The following is a 23253-nucleotide window of genomic DNA, read 5'->3' as shown; positions in this document are numbered from 1 at the left end:
GTCGATCAAACAGTTCTCAGCCAGGTTGGAAGAATGCGAGCAGTTTCTGGGCGGCGTCCGGCGACCTCAGCAATTCATGCATGTCCGCGGACATCCGGGCGGCGGCGCTGGTGCGTTCGAACATCTCGCTTTCGTATTCCTTGACGGCGGCGGGATAGTCGTCCGGGTGCGCGGCCAGCGCTAGACCGAGCACGGCGCCGTCGAGCAGCGCCTGGTTGGCGCCCTGCCCCGTCGGCGGCATCAGGTGCGCGGCATCGCCGAGCAGCGTGACCCCCGGCGTCGACGGCCAGGTCAGGCCGACCGGGAGAATGGTGATCGACCGCGGCACGACCGTATCGTCGCAGGCCGCGATCAGCGCGGTGAACCGTGGGTCCCAGCCGGCAAGCAGGTCGATCAGCCGCGCCCGGGCGGCGGACGGGTCGTCGAACGGGATCCCGCTGGTAGCGAACCAGTCCTCGGCGGTGTTGTAGAAGCTGACGCCGATCCGAACGCGGCCGTCGCCGTTGCGCTGCGCCGCCAGGGATATTCCGTTGCCGAGCACCCAGTACGTGCCGCGCCCGACCATCGCCGCAAGGTCGGGGTGCGTGCGGTCGATGTCGGGAATGCCGATCTCGACGACGTTCTTGCCAATGTGCACCGGGCGGGCGTCGGTGAGCAGCGCGCGGACCCGGGAGGCCGCGCCGTCCGCGCCGACCAGCAGGTCATACGCCGCACTGCTGCCATCGGCGAAGTGCAGCAGGCCGTTGTCGGCGGACGTGAACGCATGCCCCCAGCGCACCGCGTCTTGGGGAAGGGAATTCAGCAGCAGGTTACGCAGATCGGCGCGGTCGACCTCGGGTCGCAGGAGCGGGGCGTCGTCGGGCGTGTCCTCCTGGAGCAGCAGGGTGCCGTCCGGCTCGAGAAGACGCATGTCCTGGCCTTCGCCACGGGCGATCGCGTAGAACTCATCGATCAGACCGGCCTCGCGCAGCGCCCGCTGGCCGGAGTGGATGTCGAGCATGCCGCCCTGGCCGCGTGCGTCGCGCGAGGATTCGCGTTCGTACACGACGGCGTCGATGCCGTTCACGTGCAGCACCCGGGCAAGGGCCAAGCCGCCCAGGCCGGCCCCGACGATGGCAATGGTCATAGTTGGCTCCGATGCGTCGTATTGCTCGATACAGCGTATTGGATATGGCTACCGTAGCACTTGAGCGCGGTATGGTCGGCGCCATGGTGGTGTGGGAGCGGCCGGAGCCGCCGGATCGACCGGTGCCGGCCCCGCTGAGCCGGGAGCGGCTCGTCCGGGCGGCGATCCAGCTGGCCGACGCGGATGGCTTGGACGCCGTGTCGCTACGCAAGGTCGCCGCGGCGCTGGACGTCGGACCGATGCGGCTGTACGGCTACATCGAGACCAAGGAGGAGCTGCTCGACCTGATGGTCGATGCGGTCTACGCGGAGATCCGGCCGGCCGGAGACGGTTGGCGACAGGTGCTGCGCTCTCTTGCCGAAGCCACCCGGCAGGCGGCCCGGCAGCACGAATGGCTCGCCGACCTGCTCGGTGGGCGGCCCCAGCTCGGGCCGAACACGCTGGCCACCGGGGATGCCGTGCTGGCCGCCATGGGCGGCGTCGACCTAGACACCGTCGTGCCGGCGGTCGCCGCGGTCAACGCCTACGTGGTCGGCGCGGTGCGCCGGGAGATCACGGAGCGACGCGCCGAGCGGGCCAGCGGGATTGACATCAAGCAGTTTCAGCGGGTCTACGGGCCGTATCTGGAACGGACCTTCGCAACAGGGCGATTCCCCGCGCTGGCCACGGTCGTACGCGACGGCCCCCATTTAAGCGCCGACGAGAACTTCCGGATCGGCCTCGACTTCCTCCTCGACGGCATCGAAGCCCGCATGTCGAGCTGACGCGGACGAAGGATCAGACGACCGTAGCCATGAACAGCGCAGGGACGATTGGCCTGCAGAGCCCCGTCGGCAGCCGGCCCGCACGACTTATGGGCGCCCGTTCTGGTGCCGCTGGTAGGTGCTCCGGTATACGTTCTCCGAGTTGTGGGCCTGTCCCGGTATCGCAGGCGTCAGTTGCGGCACTGGCGGCAGCGGTGAGGACACGGGTGAGGCTTGAAATGCTTGGATCATGAGTGCGGCGAAACGCCGGGCGGCCGCGATTCGTGCCGCCGGTGTGCTCGCTTGGATGCCGTTGTTGGCCTGAATCATGAGGATCAGGTCGTCCAGGACTACGTCGGGGCGCAGGCGGCCGGTGTCCTTGACCCGGCGGATCAGTTCGGCCGCGGAGGCCAGCGAGGAATTGCGCATCGCGGCGAAGTCGATCGCGCGCGGGAAGGTGGACTTGAAGGCCGCGGTGAAGCCATGGTCGCGTGCTTGCAGCTCACAGAGCTTCTCGACCGCGAGGCAAAAACCGCGCCAGGGATCGGGGTCGTGGAGCCCTTCGTCCATTGCGGACCGCCATGCGAGCACCTGCTCTGTGAACGCCTCGGCGACCAGCATTTCCTTGGTCGGGAAATGGCGGTAGACGGTCGCGGGCCCAACCTCGGCACGTCGGGCGATCTCCCGGATCGGTACGTCCAGGCCATCGGTGATGAACACCGCGCGGGCCGCGTCAAGGATGCGACCGTGGTTGTCCCGGGCGTCGGAACGCCGGTTGTGAGGCAAACGAGCGGTCACCACTCTCACCTTAGTCGAACGGGCGGGAGCGTCCGATACGGTCCGCTGAACAGACAACCCAAGTCCAAGGAAGGTTCGGGCGGAACGTGACTTCGACCAGGTACGAGGGAGACGACTGGGACCTGGCGTCCAGTGTCGGCGCGACCGCGACCATGGCCGCGATGACCCGGGCGATAGCGACCCGCACGGATCGCCCGCTCATCGACGACCCGTTCGCCGCACTGCTCGTCCAGGCGGTCGGCATCGATCTCCTCACCCGGTTGGCGACCGGTGAACTGCCCCCCGACGGCTTGGTCGAACAGGTAGCGATCGACGGAGCCAAGGTGCGTACCAAGTTCTACGACGATTTCTTCCTCAACGCGACGAGCGCGGGGATCACGCAGGTCGTGATCCTGGCTTCGGGGTTGGATTCGCGTGCGTACCGATTGGCTTGGCCAAGCGGGACCGTGGTGTATGAAATCGACCAGCCGCAGGTCATCGAGTTCAAGACTCGTACACTGGCCGGGTTGGGTGCTGCGCCCACCGCCGAGCGGAGAGTCGCCGCGGTCGATCTGCGCGACGATTGGCCCGCCGCACTGCGTACCGCCGGGTTCGACCCGGCGCTGCCGAGCGCGTGGAGCGCCGAGGGCCTGCTGGGTTACCTGCCCCCCGAGGCGCAAGACCGGTTGCTGGACACCATCACCGAACTCAGCGCGCCGGGAAGCCGGGTGGCCACCGAGAGCAGGCCCAACCCGCGACCGGGCGAAGAGGAGAAGACCAAGAAAGGCCTGGACGGCATCTCCGAACGCTGGCGTGCGCATGGTTTCGATACCGACATGACGAGGCTGCGATATTTCGGTGAGCGCAACGAAGCTGCTCCCTACCTGGCCGACCACGGCTGGGCGCTGAACGCAATCAGCACCCGGGATCTGATCGTCGCCAACGACCTATCACCCCTCAAGGACGACGACTTGCGCATGAGCGACCTGCTCTACGTCAGCGGCACCCTCGACAAGACGACGAATTAGCAGCTACTCCGGCATGACGACCGACGACGCAGGCGGGATCATCGAAGAAGTCGGTCCGACCCCAATCCCGTACTGTCTCGTCATCGGTGGCTGCGGGCTGCGGGGCCGGTCTCGGCACGCTATCGGCAGAGGGCCTCGTCAACGGGCGGGCGTACTTCATGAGGCGCCGCACCGACGTGTGCCCGGGCAACCTCATCAGCACGGGGCTGACGCCGTCCTTGACGGCGTGAGCGACCGCGCTGTGAGGACGCGGCCTCGGACGACGCGGCCTCGGACGACGCGGCCCCGGAGGATGTCGTCGCGCTGGTTCCCCGGACGTCTATCCCGACGCCGCGCCGTCCTTGTGGTTAGCGTCGCGCTGGCGGTCGGGTTCATTGCCGCATGAGTCCGATCGGGAGCCGGCCCCGTCCTGCACCGGACCAAAGTACTTGCGCAGTGCAAAGAGTCGTGTAATCTTTGCGCCGTGCAAGTAAATCGCGAAGATGTCGGCGCGCTCGCTGTCGCGGTCATGGAGTTGACCGACCGGATGAATCGCGCCCGAACCAACGCGATCGACAGGACTGCGCTAGGCGTTCTTCGGGTTGCCGCCACCGCCGGCAAGGGCATGCGGCCTACTGAGATCGCGGACGAGCTCAGCGTTCACCCGTCGTCGGTGACGAGACATGTGCAAGCTCTGGCACAGACAGGCAAGGTCGCCATAAAGCCGGATCCTGCCGACGGGCGGGCCAGCCTCATCGAGGTCACCCCGGCCGGTCTCGCCGAACTGTGGCAGCTCTACGAGCAGGGCGTAGACGCCTTCGCCGATTCGATCCCGGACTGGACAACAGACGAAGTCCGCGCTCTCGCGGCAGGGTTGAGTCGGCTGGTGGCGGCGCTCGATGCGCGGGCGACACCGCAGACTCAAACCGAAGGGAAGCCGCACCAGTGACCGAGAACGATGTGGTCTCCACCCCAGCCCCCTCGGGCCTGGGAGGCGCCCTCAAGTCCGTGGGACCCGTCCTCATCCGCGACGTCATCCTGCCGTACGCCGTGTACTACGTCGTACACCACCAAGGCGTCTCCAACGTCTCGGCTCTCGCAGCAGGTGGCGCTGTCAACGCGGTATTCGTTATCGCCGGGCTGATCCGCAGGCGCCGCGTCGAGACGCTTGGCCTCGTCGTCCTGATCACGTTCGTCCTCGGTATCGCGGCGTCGTACCTGACCGGCAACGCCCGTTTCGCACTGGCCAAAGACTCCGTCATCACCGGCGGAGTCGGCATCGCATTCCTCGCATCCCTGCTGGCCGCCCGCCCGGTCATGTATCTGATGATCCGCCAGATGCTCAGCGGAGGCGACCCCGCGAAGGCGGCTGCAATGGACGCGCGTTGGGACGATTCCGCTAAGTTTCGTTCCCGGCAGCGTCTGATGACGGCTGTGTGGGGCGCCGGGCTGCTGGGCGAAGCAATTGTGCGTCTCGTTGTGATCAGCATCGTCCCGGTCAGCACGGGCGCGGCGGCATCCACAGTGATCCTGATCGCAACGTTCGCGTTGCTCATCGGATGGACTCGCCTCTACCTGCCGCGCCGCGCGGCTCGCGAAGGCTGAGCTGACCCGGTCGATGCGAAACCGCACCGACCGGGCTGCAGGAACCGGCCTCGGCGGGAAGGAATCGGGACTACCCGAGCGCCGAACGCTGCCTGGGCGGTTGCCGACTTCGTTGTCCGGGGCTCGGCCGAGTGGCCTGCGGCCGCCGGTCCGAGGCCTTCCGCCAAACTTTGGCTGCCCGCGCGCAGACGTTATCAGCCTCCGAGGCTGGAGAGGCTGGCAAGTGGGTTGTGATTCGAGCCTGTGCAACCGCGGAACTGTCATGGCCTCGGTGCAGGTCGAGGCCATGACGCCGCTGAGGGTTCAGGCCGTGTCGACGCGGGTGCGCAGGCCCCAGGTGATCCGGCCGGCGGAGGGCGGTACCACTGTGGTCGCGGCGGCGGCGAACACCGCCGCGAGGAGGAAGCCGCTGCCGTAGCCGGTCGCTGAGATGAGCAGGCCGACAAGCGGTGGAGTGGCTGCCGCGACGATGTTCTGTGCGGTGTTCTGGGCACCGAGTGCGCGGCCGGACCAGTCTCGACCGGCGAGTTCGGCGACAGCGGTGAAGGCCAGACCGTTGCCGCCGACCGTGATGGCGGCTGCCGCGACCAGGAACAGGGGCGCGGTCTGGGCGGAGGCCGCCACCGTGGCCGCTAACAGCCCGACCGTGACGGCGTTGACCACGGTGAGGGTACGCATCGGGCCGAGCCGGTCGGCGACTCGATCGGACCATCTGCCAGCCAGCAGGCGGGCTGTCGCACCCACGACCTGGGCGCCGGCCAGCAGTTGCCCGGCGTGCCCCGACGGCCAATGCCGGACGCTGACCAGGTACACGAACGCGAACGCGGAGACGGTGAACTGCGGCACGATCAGCAGGGCGCTGGCGCCGTGCACTCGCCAGAGATCAGGACGGCGGTACGGCGAGGCGGCGCGTGCGCGGGTCGCGCCGGCCGGTCGCGGTGGGTCCTGTATGGCGAGCGCCACGGCCACGCCGACGACAATGCAGATCACGGCCGGCACCCACAACGCTCCTCGATACCCCCAGGACTGCGCGGCTGCCGGCAGTACCAGGGCGGCGGCGCCGACGCCAACGGGCTGCGCCGTCTGCCGTACCCCCATCGCTAGTCCCCGTTCGTGGGCGGCGAACCAGCCCATGAGCGCCCGCCCGCTGGCCGCGTTGACCGAGGCGCCCGCCGCCCCCGCCAACACCAGCGACAGTCCCAACAGGACGGTGCTGTGCGAGAGACCCGCCACGCCCAGGATCGCGCCGGCGCCGAGTAGTCCGGCGGTCATCGCGAGGCGTTCACCGTACCGGTCGGCGACCGCACCCCAGGCGATCAGCGTCAGTACCAGGCCGATGCTGGGACAGGCGACCAGCAGCCCCACGCCGGACAGCGACCCGCCCACCGCGCTGCGAAGCTCGGGCACCAGGTACGGCACGCCGAACTGGAACATGCTGGTGGCGGCCTGGGCCAGCACGCCGGCGCACAGCACCACCCACCGGCGCGTCGAGGCGACCGGATCTACTGCGCTCACAGTGCCCGCCGTGCTCATCCGGCCTGCGCCATCGAGTATGCGGCCGACGCCGTGGTTACCTCGGCAATTGAGGCCATGATCGACACGGCGGCCTCGTGCAGTTCGGCTGTCGACGAGCCGCAGCAGTCGGCCAGCACCCGAACGGTGAAGTCCCGGTCATGGGCATCTCGAGCCGCAGCGAGTACGACATGGTCAGTGGAGACCCCGGCCAGCAGGACCTCCTCCACGCCCGCGGTCCGCAGCAGTTGCTCCAGTTCGGTGCCGTGGAACGGGCTCACCCGCGATTTCACGATCACCGGCTCCTCGGGTCGCACCTCCAAGGCGGAATGGATGCGGGTGCCCCAGCCGCCTCTGGCCAGCCCACCTGTGGCCGGTAGGCCGGCGAACAGCGGCGAGCCGGCCGGCCAGTCCAGGTACCCCGGACGGAACCCGACCGCCACCCACACCACCAGGTCGCCGGCCTGTCGGGCGGCGGCCACCGCGGCGGCCGTGTGGGGCAGGACGTCCCGCCGGGCCACCTGTTCGGGAAACCCCGCCGGCGCGAACGCTCCCTCCGTTGCGACGACATCGTTGATCATGTCCAGTACCAAGAGTGCGCGGCACACAGCATCTCCTCAGCTAGCTAATCAGTATTCGATAGCTGATAGATGACAGCACACGAGTACGTGTTCGCGCCAGTTTTCATCTCATAGACTGGAAGGGTGCACTACTCGCAGCGGCTACTCGCGTACATCAAGCGCGCCGAGCAGGCGTCGCAGGCGGCCAAGGAGGTCGCGCTGCGCGACACGGGCATCACGCCGGCCCAGCAGACGATCCTGGCCGTCCTCATCGAGGCGCCCGGTATCACCGGCGCGGAACTGGCTCGGCGCTGCGCCATCACGCCGCAGACAATCACCGCCAGCATCGCCCGGCTGGAGGCCGCCGGCCTCGTCGAGCGCCGGTCACACTCCGTTCACCGCACACTGATCGAAATCCATCCGACCCGTCGCGGCACGGAGATTTTTGCCCGAGCCGACCAGCAGGTGGCCGACCTTGACGCCGTACTCTCCGACGGCCTGTCCAAGACGGAGTTGGCCACGCTGAGCAGCCTGCTCACCCGGGTCACCGATGCGTCGCAGGACTACCTGACCCGAACAGCGACCAAGCAACAGGATTCGTGACCGCTACCAGACCCCAAACCGTGGCATTTGGCAGCCTCGACTTCGTCCGGGCCGGGCGGTTCCCGACATTCGAAGCCCGCCAGTTAATGCTTGCGGGCGCCGTGGCCACGGCCACGAGCTGACCGGGCTCCAGCTCGCAGACATTTAACGATGAATCGGGCGTCGGCCTGGACGACCTCATGGGGCCGACGTCCGATGGAAGCCTCAGCTGATCTGAAAGACCGCCGTGACGACGAGCAGTCGATTGACCACATGCCGATATTGTAGATCTGTGAGGTGCCCCCGGTAGGATTCGAACCTACGCCCCCGCCTCCGGAGGGCGGTGCTCTATCCCCTGAGCTACGGGGGCTCAGCGACCTAAGAACTGTAGCAGGCTTCCGGCCGGTGCCGCGCAATGGGTCACACCCAGCGCGGCACCGGCCAAGCCTACGAGCTCAGCGGCTCTGCGCCCAGCTGCGTGAGCAGAGTCTGCATCTGGTCCACCTCGGCCTGCTGGTTGGTCTTCATCGTCTGAGCCAGATCCCGGACCTGCTGGTTGTGGCTCAGTTGCAGCAGAGCGTCAATCATGTGAATGCCGCCCAGGTGGTGTCGCAGCATCAGCTGGCAGAACAGGATGTCCACCTGCTTGCCCGTGGCCGAGCTGAGCTGTTGGAGCTGCGCGTCGGTTGCCATGCCCGGCATCAATCCGTCCGGGGTCAGCTCCTGCGTGCCGCCGGGCATCCAGGCCATTTTCGGCTGCGAGCCTGTTGGCTCCAGATTCCAGTCCCTCAGCCAGGTCTGCATCACGCCGATCTGGTTCTGCTGGCTCAGCGCGATGTCGTAGGCCATCTGGCGCACCTCCGGCATTGTCGCCTTCGGGTACGCGGTCATGGCCATCGAGACCGCCTGGGCGTGGTGCGTCGACATGTCTCGGGCGAAGCCCGCCTCCGGCGAGTTGTCGCCCGGCGTACGCAGCGACGGCGCCAGCCAGCCCGCACCGAACCCGATCACGAGGGCGAGCACCGCCACCACCGTGCCGATCGTCAGCGCGCGCCGGCGGGGTGTTGCGAACAGGCCGAACATCGGGTCAGGAACCCGCGACGGACGGCATGCCCGCGGGTGCTGGTGCCCCGCTCTGTCCGAGGTTTGCCGGGTCGGGACCGGTCTTGGTCACGTAGCTGCCCGAGTCCTGGCCGCAGGTGACCCCTGGCTCCATGGTGGCGTTGACCCGCAGGTCCTTGATGAACTGGTCGATCCGCGGGTCGTTGGCGTGGTCCAACTTCAGCTGGAAGCCCCATGCCTGCAGGGAGATCGGCTTGTCCAGCCCGGGGTAGGGGCTCATCAGCATGAAGTCGTTGCCGCGCACCTTGCTGGCCAGCTGGTCGACTTCGTCCTTGGGCAGGCTGGGGTTGTACGTGACCCACACGGCGCCGTGTTCGAGCGCGTGGACGGCGTTCTCGTTCGGGATCTGGTCGGGGTAGACGTCGCCCTGGCACCGTTCCCAGTTGTAGTTGTGCGTGCCGCCGACCGGTGGGCTCTGCGGATAGTTGATCTTGCCGTAGGCGTGCTGGGCGGGCTTGAGTAGGTCCGTCTCCGTCTTGCGGTAGTCCACGATCCCCTGGATCGCGTCCGCCTTCGACTGCCAGCCGCGGCCGTTCTGGTGCACCTCGTACACCGCGAAGACCACAATGGCGGCGGCCACCAGGCTGACGGAGCTGATCAGGGCGACCGGGCCCCAGTGGCGACCCTGGTTGATCTTGACGGGGGTGATCGGGGGCCGTCCGCCGCCCCCGCCCCGGCCCGCCGTTGGTGGGCGGTTGCCGCCGCCGGACCGGCCGCCCGTTGCGCGCCCGCCGGCCGACCGCTCGGCGGCCGTGGTGCGCGCCCGCGGCGAAGATCCGCTGGTCGCACCGGACCTCGCGGCCTTCGCGGGCCGGGCCGGCTTGTCGGTCGGAGTGCGGGCGTCCGCCGCGTCGGCCTTCGGCTTGTCGCCGGAGGCGTCGGGGGCTGGCTTGCCCCCGGCTGCGGGCTTGGACGACGGCCGGCGGTTGCCACCCGCCTGTGGAGTGCTGATGCTCATCGGGCCTCACCGAGGTCGAAACAGGTCAGGGGAGTGGTCCCACTTTGGGTTGCGTCCCGCATTGTGACCGGCACGTCGGGTCGCCGCCAAGTCCAGCAGTCTACCCCGGCTAGCATTGATCGGGTGACTCCCGAGCAGCTCTCCGAAGTCGTTATCGCCGCCGCGAGGGCGGCGGTAACGGACCGTGGCCTGGACCCGGCCCCTCTGCCTCCCACGGCCACCGTGGAGCGGCCCCGCAACCCCGAGCATGGCGACTACGCGACCAACCTCGCCCTGCAGGTGGGCAAGAAGGTGGGGCTGCCGCCGCGCGAGCTGGCTCAGGCGATTGCCGACAATCTGGCACAAATTACCGGGATCGCTGGCGCCGAGATCGCTGGGCCGGGCTTCCTCAACATCCGGCTCGACCCGGCCGCCACGGGCGCGCTGGCTCGCCTGGTGGTCGAGGCCGGGGCGGAGTACGGGCGCGGCACGCTGCTGCGCGGGAACAAGATCAACCTCGAGTTCGTCTCGGTCAACCCGACCGGGCCGATCCACATCGGCGGGGTGCGCTGGGCCGCGGTCGGCGACGCGCTGGCCCGGCTGCTGAAGGCGGTCGGTGCCGAGGTCGGCACGGAGTACTACTTCAACGACGCCGGCTCGCAGATCGACCGGTTCGCCCTCTCGCTGTACGCGACGGCCAAGGGCCTGCCGGTACCGGAGGACGGCTACCACGGTGAGTACATCGGCGAGATCGCCCAGGAGGTGCTGCGCAAGCAGCCCGACGCGCTGGGGCTGGCCGAGGACCAGGCGGTGGAGGTCTTCCGGGTCGAGGGCGTGGCGCTCATGTTCGCCGAGGTCAAGTCGAAGCTGACCGAGTTCGGCGTGCACTTCGACCGGTACTTCAACGAGAAGGAGCTGCACGACCGCGGTGAGCTGGCCTCGGCGCTGGAGCGGCTGCGCGCCCAGGGCCGGGTGTACGAGGCCGACGGCGCGACCTGGATCCGCACCACCGACTTCGGTGACGACAAGGACCGGGTCTACGTGCGCAGCAACGGCGCCTACACCTACTACGCGGCGGACTGCGCCTACTACCTGGACAAGCGCCAGCGCGGCTTCGACCGGGTCGTGATCATGCTGGGCGCCGACCACCACGGCTACATCGGCCGGCTGCGCGCCATGTGTGCCTGCTTCGGCGACGACCCGGACCGCAACCTGGAGGTCCTCATCGGCCAGCTGGTCAACCTGGTCAAGGACGGCCAGCCGGTGCGGATGTCCAAGCGGGCAGGCACCGTGGTGTCGCTGGACGACCTGGTGGACGCGATCGGCGTGGACGCGGCCCGCTACGCCCTGGCCCGGTACTCGGTCGACTCGACCATCGACGTCGACCTGGACCTGTGGACCCGGCGCACGAACGACAACCCGATCTACTACGTCCAGTACGTGGCGGCCCGCACCGCGGGCGTTTCCCGGATGGCCACCGACATCGGGCTGAGCCGCGGCGAGGACTTCGACCCGGCCCTGCTCTCGCACGAGAAGGAGCTGGATCTGCTCAAGTCGCTCGGCGACTTCCCCGGCATCGTGGCCACCGCGGCCGAGCTGCGTGAACCGCACCGGGTGACCCGGTACCTGGAGGAGTTGGCCGGCTCCTACCACCGGTTCTACGACAATTGCCGGATCTTGCCGCGCGGCGACGAACCGGTGACCGACCAGATGCGGGCCCGGCTCTGGCTCAACGACGCCGCGCGCACAGTCATCGCCAACGGTCTTGGTCTACTCGGCGTTTCGGCGCCGGAACGGATGTAGTGAAATGCGAGCTCATGAGGCCGGGGCCCTGCACGCCGAGGTCGGCCGTCGCGGGCCGGCCTGGTTGCGCAGCCCGGACGACGTCAACGAACTGCTGCCGCAGCTGTGGCCGCGGACCGCGCACCGGGACGCCGACGGCGTACTGACCGTCGGCGGCATCCCGGTGACGGAGTTGGCGGCCGATTTCGGCACGCCGGTGTTCCTGCTGGACGAGGCGGATTTCCGCGCCCGTTGCCGGGATTTCCTGGAGAGTTTCGGCGACGCGGACGTCTATTACGCCGGGAAAGCCTTTTTGTGCAAGGCGGTCGTGCGGATCCTCAAGGAGGAGGGCCTGCTGCTGGACGTGTGTTCCGGCGGCGAGCTGGCCGTCGCGCTGGCGGCCGGCATGCCCGGCGAGCGGATCGCCCTGCACGGCAACAACAAGTCCACGGCGGAGCTGACCCGCGCGGTGAACGCGGGGGTCGGGCGGATCGTGCTCGACTCGTTCCAGGAGATCGACCGGTTGACGGCCATCGCCCGGGAGCGTGGGGTGCGCCCGGCGGTGATGATCCGCGTCACGGTCGGCGTGGAGGCGCACACCCACGAGTACATCGCCACGGCGCACGAGGACCAGAAGTTCGGGTTCTCGCTGGGTGGCGGGGCGGCCCGGGAGGCGATCGACCGGATCCTCGCCGAGGACGTGCTCGATCTGCGCGGGCTGCACTCGCACATCGGTTCGCAGATTTTCGAGACGGACGCCTTCGAGCTGGCCGCGCACCGGGTGCTCGGACTGCAGGCGGAAATCCGTGACCGGTACCACGTCGAGATGCCCGAGCTGGACCTGGGCGGCGGCTTCGGCATCGCGTACACGACCCAGGACCATCCGCGCCCGGCCGCCGAGCTGGCCGACGCGCTGCGCCGGATCGTGAAGGTCGACTGCGACTCGTACGGGCTGGCCGTGCCGCGGCTGTCCGTCGAGCCGGGCCGGGCCATCGTCGGACCGGCCATGTTCACGCTGTACCAGGTCGGCACGGTCAAGGACGTGGACGGGATCCGCACGTACGTGAGCGTCGACGGCGGGATGAGCGACAACATCCGTACGGCGCTGTACGACGCGTCCTACTCGGCCACGCTGGCCGGCCGGATCAGCCCGGCCGCGCCGATTCTCGCCCGGGTGGTGGGAAAGCATTGCGAGTCAGGGGACATCATCGTAAAAGATGAATTCCTGCCCGCCGACGTGCAGCCCGGAGATCTTCTCGCGGTGCCCGGCACCGGCGCGTACTGCCGCAGCCTGGCGAGTAACTACAACCACATACCGCGGCCGCCGGTCGTGGCGGTGTGCGACGGGGAAGCCCGCGTGATCGTCCGGCGTGAGACCGAGGACGACCTACTGGCATTGGACGTGGGGTAATGGACAGCGACAAGCGCGGGCGGGGTCTCGCATGGTGAGGATCGCGTTGCTCGGCTGCGGCACGGTCGGCAGCGAGGTGGTTCGGCTGCTGCATGAGCAGGCCGACGACCTGACCGCACGGGTGGGCGCCCCGCTGGAGTTGGCCGGCATAGCGGTACGCCGGCTGGGGCGCGACCGCGGCCCGCTGCCGGTACCGGCCGACCTGTTCACCACCGACGCGCTGGGGCTGGTCAAGCGCGACGACGTCGACGTGGTGATCGAGGTCATCGGCGGCATCGAGCCGGTGCGTGGCTGGCTGGTCGAGGCGCTGCGCAGCGGCAAGAGCGTGGTGACCGCGAACAAGGCCCTGCTCGCCGAGGACGGCGGCACGCTGCACGACGCGGCCGCCGAGGGCGGGGCCGACCTCTACTTCGAGGCGGCGGTGGCCGGCGCCATCCCGTTGCTGCGTCCGCTGCGCGAGTCGCTGCACGGCGACCGCATCACCCGGGTGACCGGGATCGTCAACGGCACCACCAACTTCATATTGTCCTCAATGGACTCCTCAGGCGCCGGCTTCGCCGAGGCACTGGAGGAGGCGACCGCCCTCGGGTACGCGGAGGCCGACCCGACCGCCGACGTCGAGGGCTTCGACGCCGCGGCCAAGGCGGCGATCCTGGCGTCCCTGGCGTTCCACACCCGGGTACGCGCCGAGGACGTGTACCGCGAGGGCATCACCGAGGTGACCGCCGCCGATGTGGCCAGCGCCAAGGCGATGGGCGCCACGATCAAGCTGCTCTGCCTGGCCGAGCGCCAGGGCGACGCGGTCAGCGTGCGGGTGCACCCGGCGATGATTCCGCGCAGCCACCCGCTGGCCGGCGTCGGCGACGCCTTCAACGCGGTGTTCGTGGAGGCCAACGCGGCCGGGCAGCTGATGTTCTACGGCCGGGGGGCGGGCGGCGCGCCGACCGCGAGCGCGGTGCTCGGCGACCTGGTGGCGGTGGCCCGCAACCGCCTGACCGGCAGCCGGGCCGCGCCCGAGTCGGTCTACGCCGACCTGCGCATCCGCCCGATGGGCGAGGCGCGCACCCGGTACCACGTGAGCCTGGACGTGGCCGACCGGGCCGGCGTGCTGGCCGCCGTGGCGGGCGTGTTCGCGCGGCACGACGTGTCGATCGCGACGGTCCGGCAGTCCGGCCGGGGCGCCGGGGCGACGCTGGTGATCGTCACTCACGTGGCCCCGGACGCGGCCCTCGCGGCCACCGTGGAAGAACTTCGCGCGCTGGACATCGTCCGTTCGATCGTCAGCGTGCTGCGGGTTGAGGGAGACTCCTGACGGCCGACCGCCATCGGCGGACCGTCATCGGTAGTGGAGGGAAGAGACGATGTGGCGTGGCCTGATCGAGGCGTACCGGGATCGGCTGCCGGTCACCGGCGCTACACCCGTGATCACCCTGCACGAGGGCAACACCCCGCTGGTACCGGCGCCGGCGCTGTCGGCCAGGACCGGCTGTGAGGTGTACCTGAAGGTGGAGGGTGCCAACCCCACCGGTTCGTTCAAGGACCGGGGCATGACGGTGGCGGTGTCGCGGGCGGTCGAGAGCGGCAGCAAGGCGATCATCTGCGCGTCCACCGGGAACACCTCCGCCTCGGCCGCCGCGTACGCGGCCAGGGCCGGGCTCACCTGCGCCGTGCTGGTACCGCAGGGCAAGATCGCGCTGGGCAAGCTGGCCCAGGCGCTGGTACACGGCGCGCGGCTGCTCCAGGTGAGTGGCAACTTCGACGACTGCCTGAACCTCGCCTCCAAGCTCGCCCAGGACTACCCGGTGTCCCTGGTCAACTCCGTGAACCCGGACCGGCTGCACGGCCAGAAGACGGCGGCCTTCGAGATCGTCGAGGCGCTCGGCGACGCCCCCGACATTCACTGTCTGCCGGTCGGCAACGCCGGCAACATCTCGGCCTACTGGATGGGGTACGAGGAGGACTTCGAGGTCGGAAACGCCACCCGTACCCCGAAGATGTACGGCTTCCAGGCCAGCGGTGCGGCGCCGATCGTGACCGGCCAGGTGGTGGCCGAGCCCTCGACCATCGCGACCGCCATCCGGATCGGCAACCCGGCCTCCTGGACCAAGGCGCTGGACGCCCGGGACGCCTCGGGCGGCCTGATCGACGCCGTTACCGACCGGGCCATCCTGTCCGCGTACCGGCTGCTGGCCCGCCAGGTGGGCGTGTTCGTGGAACTGGGCAGCGCGGCGAGCGTGGCCGGTCTGCTGCAGGCGGCCGAGGGCGGCAAGGTGCCCGCGGGCAGCACGGTGGTCTGCACGGTCACCGGGCACGGCCTCAAGGACCCGGAGTGGGCGATCTCGACCGCGCCGGCCCCGGTCACCATTGGCGTCGACGCGCTGGCCGCTGCCCGCACCCTCGATCTGGTCTGATCCCCGGCAAGCCTCCTTCAGCCGGCAAGACCGCCCTTACGTGGGCGGGCTTGCCGGCTGTTGAGCGTCAGGGCTATCTTCGTGATATCACCCTGATATTGGAGGAGTCATGGAGCGGAGTGCGTTTCGGCTGCCTGGATGGCCGATGCTGCTCGTGCCCATCGCCGTCATCGTGGCGACCGTGGTGGGCGCCATCTCGGACCAGTCGGTGGCCGGCGGCATCATCGCCGCTGGCATCGTGGTGTTCGTGATCCTGTGGTCGGGCTTCCTGGTCGTGACGCCGAACCAGGCGCGCGTGGTCCTGTTCTTCGGCCGGTACATCGGCACCATCAACAGCGCCGGGTTGCACTGGACGGTCCCGCTGTCCAACAAGCGCCGGTTGTCGCTGCGGGTGCGCAACTTCGAATCGGCCCGGCTCAAGGTGTCCGACGCGGACGGTAACCCGGTGGAGATCGCCGCGGTGGTGGTCTGGCGGGTGGTGGACACCGCCAAGGCCGTGTTCTCCGTGGACGACCACATGGCGTACGTGGCGGTGCAGAGCGAGACGGCGGTGCGGCACCTGGCCACCTCGCACCCGTACGACACCACGGAGGACGGCCGCACCAGCCTGCGGGACTCGGCGCGGGTCAACGACGAGCTGACCGCCGAGCTGCGCGAGCGGGTGGCGCTGGCCGGCGTGGAGGTGCTCGAATCGAGGATCACTCATCTCGCCTACGCGCCGGAGATCGCCCAGGCGATGCTGGCGCGCCAGCAGGCCAGCGCGATCGTGGCGGCACGATACAAGATTGTCGAGGGTGCGGTGGGCATGGTGGACAGCGCGCTGCACCGGCTGCGCGACGAGGGCCTGGTGGAGCTGGACGAGGAGCGCAAGGCACAGATGGTCGCCAATTTGATGGTGGTGCTCTGCGGGGACCGGGCGGTCCAGCCCATCGTCAACGTCGGAACCCTCTACGGCTGAGTCGCCCATGGTTGAACGCAAGAAGCTGTTGCTGCGCCTGGATCCCGCCGTGTACGACGCGGTCGCCAAGTGGGCCGCCGACGATCTGCGCAGCGTCAACGCCCAGATCGAGTACGCGCTGCGGCTGGCGCTGCGCGATGCCGGCCGCCCACCTCGGGCCCAGCGGGCGGCGCCCCCGACCGAAAGCGATACCGAGCAAGATCCAGAATGAGTCCGGACGGGCCACGGGGAGGCGCCGCCGGGAGCGTTCCAATGATCGGGATCTACGATAAGCCGATGGTGCGCTTCCTGGCGGCGCCGGTCCGGGTCCGGGTACCGGCGACCAGCGCCAATCTCGGCCCGGGCTTCGACGCCCTCGGGCTGGCGCTCGGCCTGCACGACGAGGTCAGCGCCAGGATCTCGGGCGTCGGCATCCGGGTGACCGTCTCCGGTGAGGGCGAAGGTGAGCTGCCCACCGATCATGACCACCTGATCGTCCGGTGCATGCTGGCCACCTTCGACCGGCTCGGCGACCGGCCCGATGGGCTGGAGTTGGCCTGCCACAACAACATTCCGCAGGCGCGTGGGCTGGGTTCCTCCTCGGCCGCGATCGTGGCCGGCATCCTGGCCGCCCGCGCCCTGGTACCGGACGGTGCCCGGCGGATGCCCGATTCCGAGGTGCTGGAGCTGGCCAGCGAGATCGAGGGGCACCCGGACAACGTCGCGCCCTGCCTGCTCGGCGGCCTCACCATCGCCTGGATCGAGGACGGCCGGGCCCGGGCGGCGCGGCTGGAGCCCGATGCCGGCATACGCCCCACCGTCGTCATCCCGACCGATCAGGGCCTGACCGCGCACGCGCGTGCCGCGCTGCCCGCCGAGGTGCCGCACCGGGACGCCGCGCTCAACGCGGGCCGCTCCGCCCTGTTGATACACGCCCTCACCGGGGCCCCCGAGCTGCTCATGCCGGCCACCGAGGACCGGCTGCACCAGGGGTACCGGGCGCCCGCCATGCCCGAAACCGCCGAGCTGGTACGGCGATTCCGCGAGGCGGGAATGCCAGCGGTGGTCTCCGGCGCTGGGCCTTCCGTACTGGTCTTCGGTACTGCGGAAGAGATCACCAAGAGTGAGATCCCGGTCACATCCGGGTGGCGGGTAATGCCGCTGGACGTGGATGCGCGCGGGGCCGTGGTAGGGGTAGACTTACAACACGCCGAGCGGGACCCTGTTGCCGCAGGTCGGGCGAGTTGATTAGGCTTTAGACTTACAACAGCCGCGAGGCGCGCGATCAGTGCGGGGCGGCGCACCCCCGAACCTTCCGTGGCACATCTGGCCAAGACGGCTTGTCGTACCGCTCTTGCGGATCGATGAGGGCGACTGGTCTGACCCACGAATGTCGGGTGCACCGGTCTTCCGTCGTGGCGCTGTTGACAGATCATCCCCGCGCCGTACTACGGCGAGGTGGGTGTAACCGAGGCTCGCCCGGCCACCATCGACAACCCGGGTGGCTCCGGCCCATCGAAGGAAGGAATCCATTGAGCGACACCACCGACGTGACGTCGGATGTCTCCAGCGTCCAGGCGCCGGAGGAGACGGCGGGCCCCGCCCGGCGTCGGCGTCCTGGCAGCGGCCTCGCGGCAATGCTGCTCCCTGAGCTGCAGAGCATGGCCTCGTCGCTCGGAATCTCCGGTACGGCCCGCATGCGCAAGGGCGAGCTGATCGCGGTGATCCAGGAGCGCCAGGCCGGCGACAACCGGGTTCCCGGGCCGCGAGCCAACGAGGCTCCACGTGAGGTACCGGCCCGGGTGGAGACACCCCGCAGCGAGGTACGTGCTGAGGTCCGCGACAGCGACCGGCGTGAGGAGGCAGCCGCCGCACCGACGGTGACCCGCTCCTCCCGTCGGGCCAGCCGTCCCGCGGGACCGCCGGAGCCGCGCGCCGAGGAGCGCGCCGAGGCCGGCCAGGTGACGGTGGCCGAGCGGCCGGCGCGGACGGACAGCGCCCGGACCGACGGGGATCGTGTCGAGGGCGCCCGCGAGAGCCGCGGCGACGGCGAGCGGCCCGAGCGCGGTGAGCGCGACAACCGCCGCGAGAGCCGGGCCGAGCGGACCGAGCGGGCCGAGCGCAATGACCGCGTCGAGCGCACCGACCGTGGCGAGCGTGGCGACCGCAACGAGCGCGCCGAGAGCGACGACGACGGTGAGGGCGGCGGCCGGCGTGGCCGGCGCAGCCGGTTCCGGGACCGCCGGCGCGGCCGCGGTGAGGGCGGCGAGCGCCCCGAGCGCGGCACGGGCGAGCCGCAGGTGACCGAGGACGACGTCCTCGTACCCGTCGCCGGAATCGTTGACGTGCTGGACAACTACGCGTTCGTGCGGACCTCCGGCTACCTGGCCGGCCCCAACGACGTGTACGTCTCGATGGCCCAGATCAAGCGCTACGGGCTGCGCCGCGGTGACGCGGTCACCGGTGCCGTGCGGGCCACCCGCGAGACGGAGCAGCCGACCTCGCAGCGGCGCGACAAGTACAACCCCCTGGTCCGGCTGGACACCATCAACGGCATGGACCCGGAGGAGGCCCGCCGCCGGCCGGAGTTCTACAAGCTGACTCCGCTGTACCCGCAGGAGCGGCTGCGGTTGGAGACCGAGCCGCAGGTGCTCACCACCCGGGTCATCGACCTGGTGATGCCGATCGGCAAGGGGCAGCGGGCGCTGATCGTGTCGCCGCCGAAGGCCGGCAAGACGATGGTGCTCCAATCGATCGCGAACGCGATCACGCGCAACAACCCGGAGTGCCACCTGATGGTCGTGCTGGTGGACGAGCGGCCCGAAGAGGTCACCGACATGCAGCGCTCGGTGAAGGGTGAGGTGATCGCCTCGACCTTCGACCGGCCGCCGTCGGACCACACCACGGTCTCCGAGCTGTCCATCGAGCGGGCCAAGCGCCTGGTCGAACTGGGCCACGACGTGGTCGTACTGCTGGACTCGATCACCCGGCTGGGTCGGGCGTACAACAACGCCTCGCCGGCCAGCGGTCGCATCCTGTCCGGTGGTATCGACTCCACCGCCCTGTACCCGCCGAAGCGGTTCCTGGGCGCGGCCCGCAACATCGAGAACGGCGGCTCGCTGACCATCATCGCCACCGCTCTGGTGGAGACGGGCTCCACCGGTGACACGGTCATCTTCGAGGAGTTCAAGGGCACCGGCAACGCCGAGCTCAAGCTGGACCGGAAGATCGCCGACAAGCGGGTCTTCCCAGCCATCGACATCGACCCGTCCGGCACCCGCAAGGAGGAGATCCTCCTCGCGCCGGAGGAGTTGGCGATCGTGCTGAAGCTGCGCAAGGTGCTGCACGCGCTGGACTCCCAGCAGGCCATCGATCTGCTGCTGACCCAGCTCAAGAAGAGCCGCACCAACATCGAGTTCCTGATGCAGATCGCCCAGTCCACCCCGGGCGAGTAAGTAGCACCCGAATGCGGAACGAGCCCCGGCCGGATCGGCCGGGGCTCAACCGTCTGGGCCGCCGTTTGAGTAACCGCCGCGGGTTAGGGCACCAGGTCGGACCCCCGCACCCGGGCCCACATCAGGCCGGGTGTGGCGACCACATCGCCCTCCTCGAACAGCCCACTGCCCAGGTACGGAGAATTCGGGGGGTGTCGGCCCGGCGGCCCGTGCCGGAATAGGTAGCCCGGTTCCGGGTGTTACACCGTCGCCATGGCACACTAGTGGCCGATTGAGGTTCCGGTTCACGTCTCCACCTGCCCAGGGGGGCGACCCGGCGACCAGGACGAAAGGACACAGACGGCATGAAGCCCGACATTCACCCGCAGTACGGGACCACCACGGTAACCTGTTCCTGCGGTCACACGTTCACCACCCGCAGCACCGCCAAGAATGGCGAGATCCACGCGGAGACCTGCAGCGAGTGCCACCCGTTCTACACGGGCAAGCAGCGCGTTCTCGACACCGCCGGCCGGGTGGCGAAGTTCCAGCAGAAGTACGCGAAGGCCGCCGCCAAGAAGGCCAAGTAGCGACGTCCACGGCGCCCGCCCCCAGTTGCCTGGGGGCGGGCGTCGTTCGTCTGTGGGGGATCGATGACTGTAGATAATTCGGCACACCTCGCCAACGGCCGTGATCGCCTGTCCTCGCTCCTCGACGAGTACGCCGAGCTCGAGCGCCGGCTCGCCGACCCGGCGATCCACACCGACCAGAACGCCGCCCGGCGGGTCGGTCGCAGGTTCGCCGAGCTCACCCCGATCCACAAGGCCGCCGGGGAGCTGACGCAGGCCCGTGCCGATCTGGTCGCGGCCCGCGAGCTGGCCGCCGAGGACGCCGGGTTCGCCGCCGAGGCGACGGAGCTGGAGCAGGCCCTGCCCGGGCTCGAGGAGCGGCTCGCCGAGCTGCTGATGCCGCGCGACCCGGACGACGGCAAGGACCTCATCCTGGAGATCAAGGCCGGTGAGGGCGGCGAGGAGTCCGCGCTGTTCGCCGGCGACCTGCTGCGTATGTACCTGCGGTACGCGGAGCGCCGCGGCTGGGTCACCGAGGTGCTCGACAACCAGGACTCGGACCTGGGCGGTGTCAAGGACGTCGCGGTCGCGATCAAGACCAAGGGGGTACCCGAGGGCGGGTACGGGGTCTGGTCGCGGCTGAAGTGGGAGGGAGGCGTCCACCGGGTCCAGCGGGTACCGGCGACCGAGTCCCAGGGGCGCATCCACACGTCCGCGGCCGGGGTGCTGGTGACCCCGGAGGCGGAGGAGGCCGAGGTCTCGATCGACCCCGGCGACCTGCGGATCGACGTGTTCCGGTCCAGCGGCCCGGGCGGTCAGAGCGTCAATACGACCGACTCGGCGGTGCGGATCACCCACCTGCCCTCGGGCATCGTGGTCTCCTGCCAGAACGAGCGCTCCCAGCTGCAGAACAAGGACCGCGCCATGCGGATGCTGCGGGCGAAGCTGGCCCAGCTGGCCCAGGAGCAGGCCGCCGCGGCGGCGTCGGACGCGCGCAAGGCTCAGGTGCGCACGGTGGACCGCTCGGAGCGGATCCGCACGTACAACTTCCCGCAGAACCGGATCTCCGACCACCGCATCGGGTACACCGGCTACAACCTGGACCTGGTCCTCGCCGGTGACCTCGACGGGGTGCTGGACGCCCTGACCGAGGCGGACCGGCAGGCCCGGCTGGCCGGCGAGGATCAGCTCAGCCGCAGGTAAGGGCTAGCTCGCCTTCATCTGCAGCATCGCCCGGTCGGCCGCCGCGAACGCCTCGGCGATGCGGCCCCGGGCGGTCACCTCGGACCAGCCGATGGTGACCCCGACCGGGGTGCCCGGCACCAGCGCCGACCAGTCCTCGCTCCGGACCGCGGCCACGATCCGGTGGGCGATCTCCCGGGCCCGGTCGGTGTTCGTGTCGGGCAGCACCACGACGAACTCGTCGCCGCCGTACCGGGCCACGAAATCGCCCCGGCGCATGACCCGGGCCAGTACCGCGGCGATCCGCTGGAGCACCAGGTCGCCGGACAGGTGCCCGTGCACCGTGTTGACCAGCTTGAACCCGTCCAGGTCGCAGACCCCGATGATCACCTGGTGGCCCTCGCCGACCAGCTTGGCCACGTGCTGCTCCAGAAAGCGGCGGTTCGGCAGCCCAGTCAGCGGGTCGGTCAGCGCCTCACCCGCGTACCGGGCGACGGTGCGCTGCATGCTCTCGTGATCCATCCGGGCGGCCATGCCGTCGACGAAGAGGTTGCGCAGCTGCTCGGTCTGGGAGCTGGCGACCCGGTACGCGCGGCGGTCGGCCCAGTACGCCTCGGACGGGCGCCCGGCCGACAGGTGGGCCAGCGCGCGCAGCCGGTGAGGCTCCGCGCCGCCCATCGTGGACGCGGCAACGTTGGCCTGGTCGAGCAGGCCCAGCGCGGTGCTCGCCCGTCCCTCGGCGATGGCCAGGCAGACCTCGCCGAGCAGGCGCAGGTCCCGGGCGCGCAGGGACTGGCCGGCGCTGTCCAGCAAGGGCCGGGCCGGCGGGTCGCTCACCTCGCCGAGTGCGGCCAGGCGGGCGATCGCGTAGCCGTAGGCGCCGAGATAGATCGGTCGGATGTTCTTGACCCCGCCCGGGCTGGCCTGAAGATGCCAGGTGAGGTCGTCGATCACGTCGCGCAGCACCCGGATGCAGGCGTCGGTGTCGCCGTTGTGGTCGTGCCAGACGGCCAGCCGGACCCGGATGGTGGGGGTGACGTAGTCCGACTCCGGGATGCCCGCGGAGACCGCGATCTTGCGTGACTTGTCCATGGCGGCCAGCGCATGCCCGTGGAAGCCGATGTACGAGTACGCCATGGCCAGGTCGTGCCAGGCGCAGGCGGTCTCCTCGTCCACCTCGATCACCTGGTTCAGCGCCCGGGAACTCTGCACCAGGTGCGTGACGCAGCGCTCCAGCGAGTCGTCCAGGTGGGCGACGATGGCGGCCAGCGAGTGCAGCCGCCCGTACCGCCCGGGCGACGGGTCGGCGTCGATCGCCTCGGCTGCGGCGTCCAGCGCGTCGGTGAACTCCGCCCGGCGGCCGAGGTTGATCAAGGCGGCCATCCGGGACAGCAGCGCCTCGGAGCGCACCATGGCGTCGGAGTTGCTGGCCAGCAGCCGGTCGGCCAGCGCCACCGCCTCGGCGGAACGGCCGTGCTGGAACATCACTCTGAGGTTCGGCAGCTCGTCGAGGGCCGCGACGTTGGCCGTGCCGGCCGTGGGCACCGGATCGGTGG

Annotated in this window: 22 protein-coding genes and 1 tRNA gene; 15 read left to right on the top strand and 8 right to left on the bottom strand. The window is 69.6% G+C overall.

Features of this window, described 5'->3' with window-relative positions:
* Positions 1–16: 16 nt before the first annotated feature.
* Complete coding sequence (locus ABEA87_RS09915) at positions 17–1126, bottom strand: FAD-dependent oxidoreductase (protein WP_345628124.1); 1110 nt, start codon at positions 1124–1126, stop codon at positions 17–19.
* An 83-nt stretch (positions 1127–1209) separates the two neighbouring features.
* Between ABEA87_RS09915 and ABEA87_RS09910 the strand changes: the two genes are divergently transcribed.
* Positions 1210–1890, top strand: coding sequence for a TetR/AcrR family transcriptional regulator (locus ABEA87_RS09910; RefSeq protein WP_345628122.1), 681 nt, complete (start codon positions 1210–1212; stop codon positions 1888–1890).
* Between the two features lie 87 nt (positions 1891–1977).
* On the opposite strand, the gene ABEA87_RS09905 is transcribed toward ABEA87_RS09910, so the two are convergent.
* Complete coding sequence (locus tag ABEA87_RS09905; RefSeq protein ID WP_345628120.1) at positions 1978–2667, bottom strand: TetR/AcrR family transcriptional regulator; 690 nt, start codon at positions 2665–2667, stop codon at positions 1978–1980.
* A gap of 152 nt (positions 2668–2819) precedes the next feature.
* On the opposite strand from ABEA87_RS09905, the gene ABEA87_RS09900 reads away from it, so the two are divergent.
* The 3 genes from ABEA87_RS09900 (at position 2820) to ABEA87_RS09890 (ending at position 5258) form a co-directional block, all read left to right on the top strand.
* Positions 2820–3674 (top strand): SAM-dependent methyltransferase, encoded by an 855-nt coding sequence (locus ABEA87_RS09900; RefSeq protein ID WP_425570811.1) that lies wholly within the window; start codon positions 2820–2822, stop codon positions 3672–3674.
* 463 nt (positions 3675–4137) lie between these two features.
* Positions 4138–4602, top strand: a complete 465-nt coding sequence (locus ABEA87_RS09895) for a MarR family winged helix-turn-helix transcriptional regulator (protein ID WP_345628115.1) — start codon at positions 4138–4140, stop codon at positions 4600–4602.
* Entirely contained in the window at positions 4599–5258 is a 660-nt protein-coding gene (locus ABEA87_RS09890) for a VC0807 family protein (RefSeq protein ID WP_345628113.1), read from the top strand. Before ABEA87_RS09895 ends, ABEA87_RS09890 begins: the two co-directional genes overlap by 4 nt.
* Before the next feature lie 303 nt (positions 5259–5561).
* Here the strand turns inward: ABEA87_RS09890 and ABEA87_RS09885 are convergent, their stop codons facing one another.
* Together ABEA87_RS09885 and ABEA87_RS09880 are read right to left on the bottom strand one after the other, a co-directional pair.
* A complete protein-coding gene (locus tag ABEA87_RS09885) occupies positions 5562–6773 on the bottom strand; it encodes an MFS transporter (protein WP_345628111.1) in 1212 nt (403 codons plus the stop codon).
* A gap of 14 nt (positions 6774–6787) precedes the next feature.
* Positions 6788–7378 (bottom strand): cysteine hydrolase family protein, encoded by a 591-nt coding sequence (locus tag ABEA87_RS09880; RefSeq protein WP_345628109.1) that lies wholly within the window; start codon positions 7376–7378, stop codon positions 6788–6790.
* 96 nt (positions 7379–7474) lie between these two features.
* Here ABEA87_RS09880 and ABEA87_RS09875 point away from each other — a divergent pair, with 96 nt between their 5' ends.
* Positions 7475–7933: a MarR family winged helix-turn-helix transcriptional regulator gene (locus ABEA87_RS09875; protein WP_345628107.1), complete on the top strand. Its 459-nt coding sequence runs from the start codon at positions 7475–7477 to the stop codon at positions 7931–7933.
* A 277-nt stretch (positions 7934–8210) separates the two neighbouring features.
* On the opposite strand, the gene ABEA87_RS09870 is transcribed toward ABEA87_RS09875, so the two are convergent.
* From ABEA87_RS09870 to ABEA87_RS09860, 3 genes are all read right to left on the bottom strand, one after another.
* Positions 8211–8282, bottom strand: a tRNA-Arg gene (locus ABEA87_RS09870).
* Between the two features lie 77 nt (positions 8283–8359).
* On the bottom strand, positions 8360–8995 hold the full coding sequence (locus tag ABEA87_RS09865) for a DUF305 domain-containing protein (protein WP_345628105.1): 636 nt from the start codon (positions 8993–8995) through the stop codon (positions 8360–8362).
* A 4-nt stretch (positions 8996–8999) separates the two neighbouring features.
* Positions 9000–9992 carry a DUF3105 domain-containing protein gene (locus tag ABEA87_RS09860; protein WP_345628103.1) on the bottom strand — a complete coding sequence of 331 codons (993 nt, stop codon included), beginning with the start codon at positions 9990–9992 and terminating at the stop codon, positions 9000–9002.
* A gap of 123 nt (positions 9993–10115) precedes the next feature.
* Here ABEA87_RS09860 and argS point away from each other — a divergent pair, with 123 nt between their 5' ends.
* The 10 genes from argS to prfA all read left to right on the top strand — a co-directional run bounded on the left by argS (position 10116) and on the right by prfA (position 21718).
* Complete coding sequence (gene argS, locus ABEA87_RS09855; protein WP_345628101.1) at positions 10116–11774, top strand: arginine--tRNA ligase; 1659 nt, start codon at positions 10116–10118, stop codon at positions 11772–11774.
* Positions 11775–11778: 4 nt separating this feature from the next.
* Positions 11779–13164 carry a diaminopimelate decarboxylase gene (gene lysA, locus ABEA87_RS09850; RefSeq protein ID WP_345628099.1) on the top strand — a complete coding sequence of 462 codons (1386 nt, stop codon included), beginning with the start codon at positions 11779–11781 and terminating at the stop codon, positions 13162–13164.
* Between the two features lie 34 nt (positions 13165–13198).
* Complete coding sequence (locus ABEA87_RS09845; protein ID WP_345628226.1) at positions 13199–14476, top strand: homoserine dehydrogenase; 1278 nt, start codon at positions 13199–13201, stop codon at positions 14474–14476.
* A 49-nt stretch (positions 14477–14525) separates the two neighbouring features.
* Positions 14526–15575, top strand: a complete 1050-nt coding sequence (gene thrC / locus ABEA87_RS09840) for a threonine synthase (protein ID WP_345628097.1) — start codon at positions 14526–14528, stop codon at positions 15573–15575.
* A gap of 145 nt (positions 15576–15720) precedes the next feature.
* Complete coding sequence (locus ABEA87_RS09835) at positions 15721–16533, top strand: SPFH domain-containing protein (protein WP_345628095.1); 813 nt, start codon at positions 15721–15723, stop codon at positions 16531–16533.
* 7 nt (positions 16534–16540) lie between these two features.
* Positions 16541–16744 (top strand): type II toxin-antitoxin system antitoxin, encoded by a 204-nt coding sequence (locus ABEA87_RS09830; protein WP_345628093.1) that lies wholly within the window; start codon positions 16541–16543, stop codon positions 16742–16744.
* Positions 16745–16809: 65 nt separating this feature from the next.
* On the top strand, positions 16810–17760 hold the full coding sequence (thrB, locus tag ABEA87_RS09825) for a homoserine kinase (protein ID WP_345628091.1): 951 nt from the start codon (positions 16810–16812) through the stop codon (positions 17758–17760).
* 284 nt (positions 17761–18044) lie between these two features.
* Positions 18045–19967 (top strand): transcription termination factor Rho, encoded by a 1923-nt coding sequence (gene rho / locus ABEA87_RS09820; protein WP_345628090.1) that lies wholly within the window; start codon positions 18045–18047, stop codon positions 19965–19967.
* 344 nt (positions 19968–20311) lie between these two features.
* Positions 20312–20536, top strand: a complete 225-nt coding sequence (gene rpmE / locus ABEA87_RS09815) for a 50S ribosomal protein L31 (protein ID WP_345628089.1) — start codon at positions 20312–20314, stop codon at positions 20534–20536.
* A gap of 63 nt (positions 20537–20599) precedes the next feature.
* Positions 20600–21718, top strand: a complete 1119-nt coding sequence (prfA, locus tag ABEA87_RS09810) for a peptide chain release factor 1 (RefSeq protein WP_345628087.1) — start codon at positions 20600–20602, stop codon at positions 21716–21718.
* Positions 21719–21721: 3 nt separating this feature from the next.
* On the opposite strand, the gene ABEA87_RS09805 is transcribed toward prfA, so the two are convergent.
* Positions 21722–23182: a GGDEF domain-containing protein gene (locus tag ABEA87_RS09805; protein WP_425570823.1), complete on the bottom strand. Its 1461-nt coding sequence runs from the start codon at positions 23180–23182 to the stop codon at positions 21722–21724.
* Positions 23183–23253: the final 71 nt, after the last annotated feature.

The organism is Rugosimonospora acidiphila (assembly GCF_039543385.1).
In the GTDB taxonomy this organism is placed as follows: domain Bacteria; phylum Actinomycetota; class Actinomycetes; order Mycobacteriales; family Micromonosporaceae; genus Rugosimonospora; species Rugosimonospora acidiphila.
The sequence above is the reverse complement of the archived record's forward strand: the minus strand, read 5'-3'. Positions and strand labels throughout refer to the sequence as shown.

What these genes read in the sequence shown, in the direction of transcription:
- ABEA87_RS09915 (WP_345628124.1), bottom strand. Translation starts at nt 1,126, where the DNA reads ATGACCATTGCCATCGTCGGGGCCGGCCTGGGCGGCTTGGCCCTTGCC.
- ABEA87_RS09910 (WP_345628122.1), top strand. Translation starts at nt 1,210, where the DNA reads ATGGTGGTGTGGGAGCGGCCGGAGCCGCCGGATCGACCGGTGCCGGCC.
- ABEA87_RS09900 (WP_425570811.1), top strand. Translation starts at nt 2,820, where the DNA reads ATGGCCGCGATGACCCGGGCGATAGCGACCCGCACGGATCGCCCGCTC.
- ABEA87_RS09865 (WP_345628105.1), bottom strand. Translation starts at nt 8,995, where the DNA reads ATGTTCGGCCTGTTCGCAACACCCCGCCGGCGCGCGCTGACGATCGGC.
- ABEA87_RS09860 (WP_345628103.1), bottom strand. Translation starts at nt 9,992, where the DNA reads ATGAGCATCAGCACTCCACAGGCGGGTGGCAACCGCCGGCCGTCGTCC.
- lysA (WP_345628099.1), top strand. Translation starts at nt 11,779, where the DNA reads ATGCGAGCTCATGAGGCCGGGGCCCTGCACGCCGAGGTCGGCCGTCGC.
- thrC (WP_345628097.1), top strand. Translation starts at nt 14,526, where the DNA reads ATGTGGCGTGGCCTGATCGAGGCGTACCGGGATCGGCTGCCGGTCACC.
- ABEA87_RS09835 (WP_345628095.1), top strand. Translation starts at nt 15,721, where the DNA reads ATGCTGCTCGTGCCCATCGCCGTCATCGTGGCGACCGTGGTGGGCGCC.
- ABEA87_RS09830 (WP_345628093.1), top strand. Translation starts at nt 16,541, where the DNA reads ATGGTTGAACGCAAGAAGCTGTTGCTGCGCCTGGATCCCGCCGTGTAC.
- thrB (WP_345628091.1), top strand. Translation starts at nt 16,810, where the DNA reads ATGGTGCGCTTCCTGGCGGCGCCGGTCCGGGTCCGGGTACCGGCGACC.
- rpmE (WP_345628089.1), top strand. Translation starts at nt 20,312, where the DNA reads ATGAAGCCCGACATTCACCCGCAGTACGGGACCACCACGGTAACCTGT.
- prfA (WP_345628087.1), top strand. Translation starts at nt 20,600, where the DNA reads ATGACTGTAGATAATTCGGCACACCTCGCCAACGGCCGTGATCGCCTG.
- ABEA87_RS09805 (WP_425570823.1), bottom strand. Translation starts at nt 23,182, where the DNA reads ATGTTCCAGCACGGCCGTTCCGCCGAGGCGGTGGCGCTGGCCGACCGG.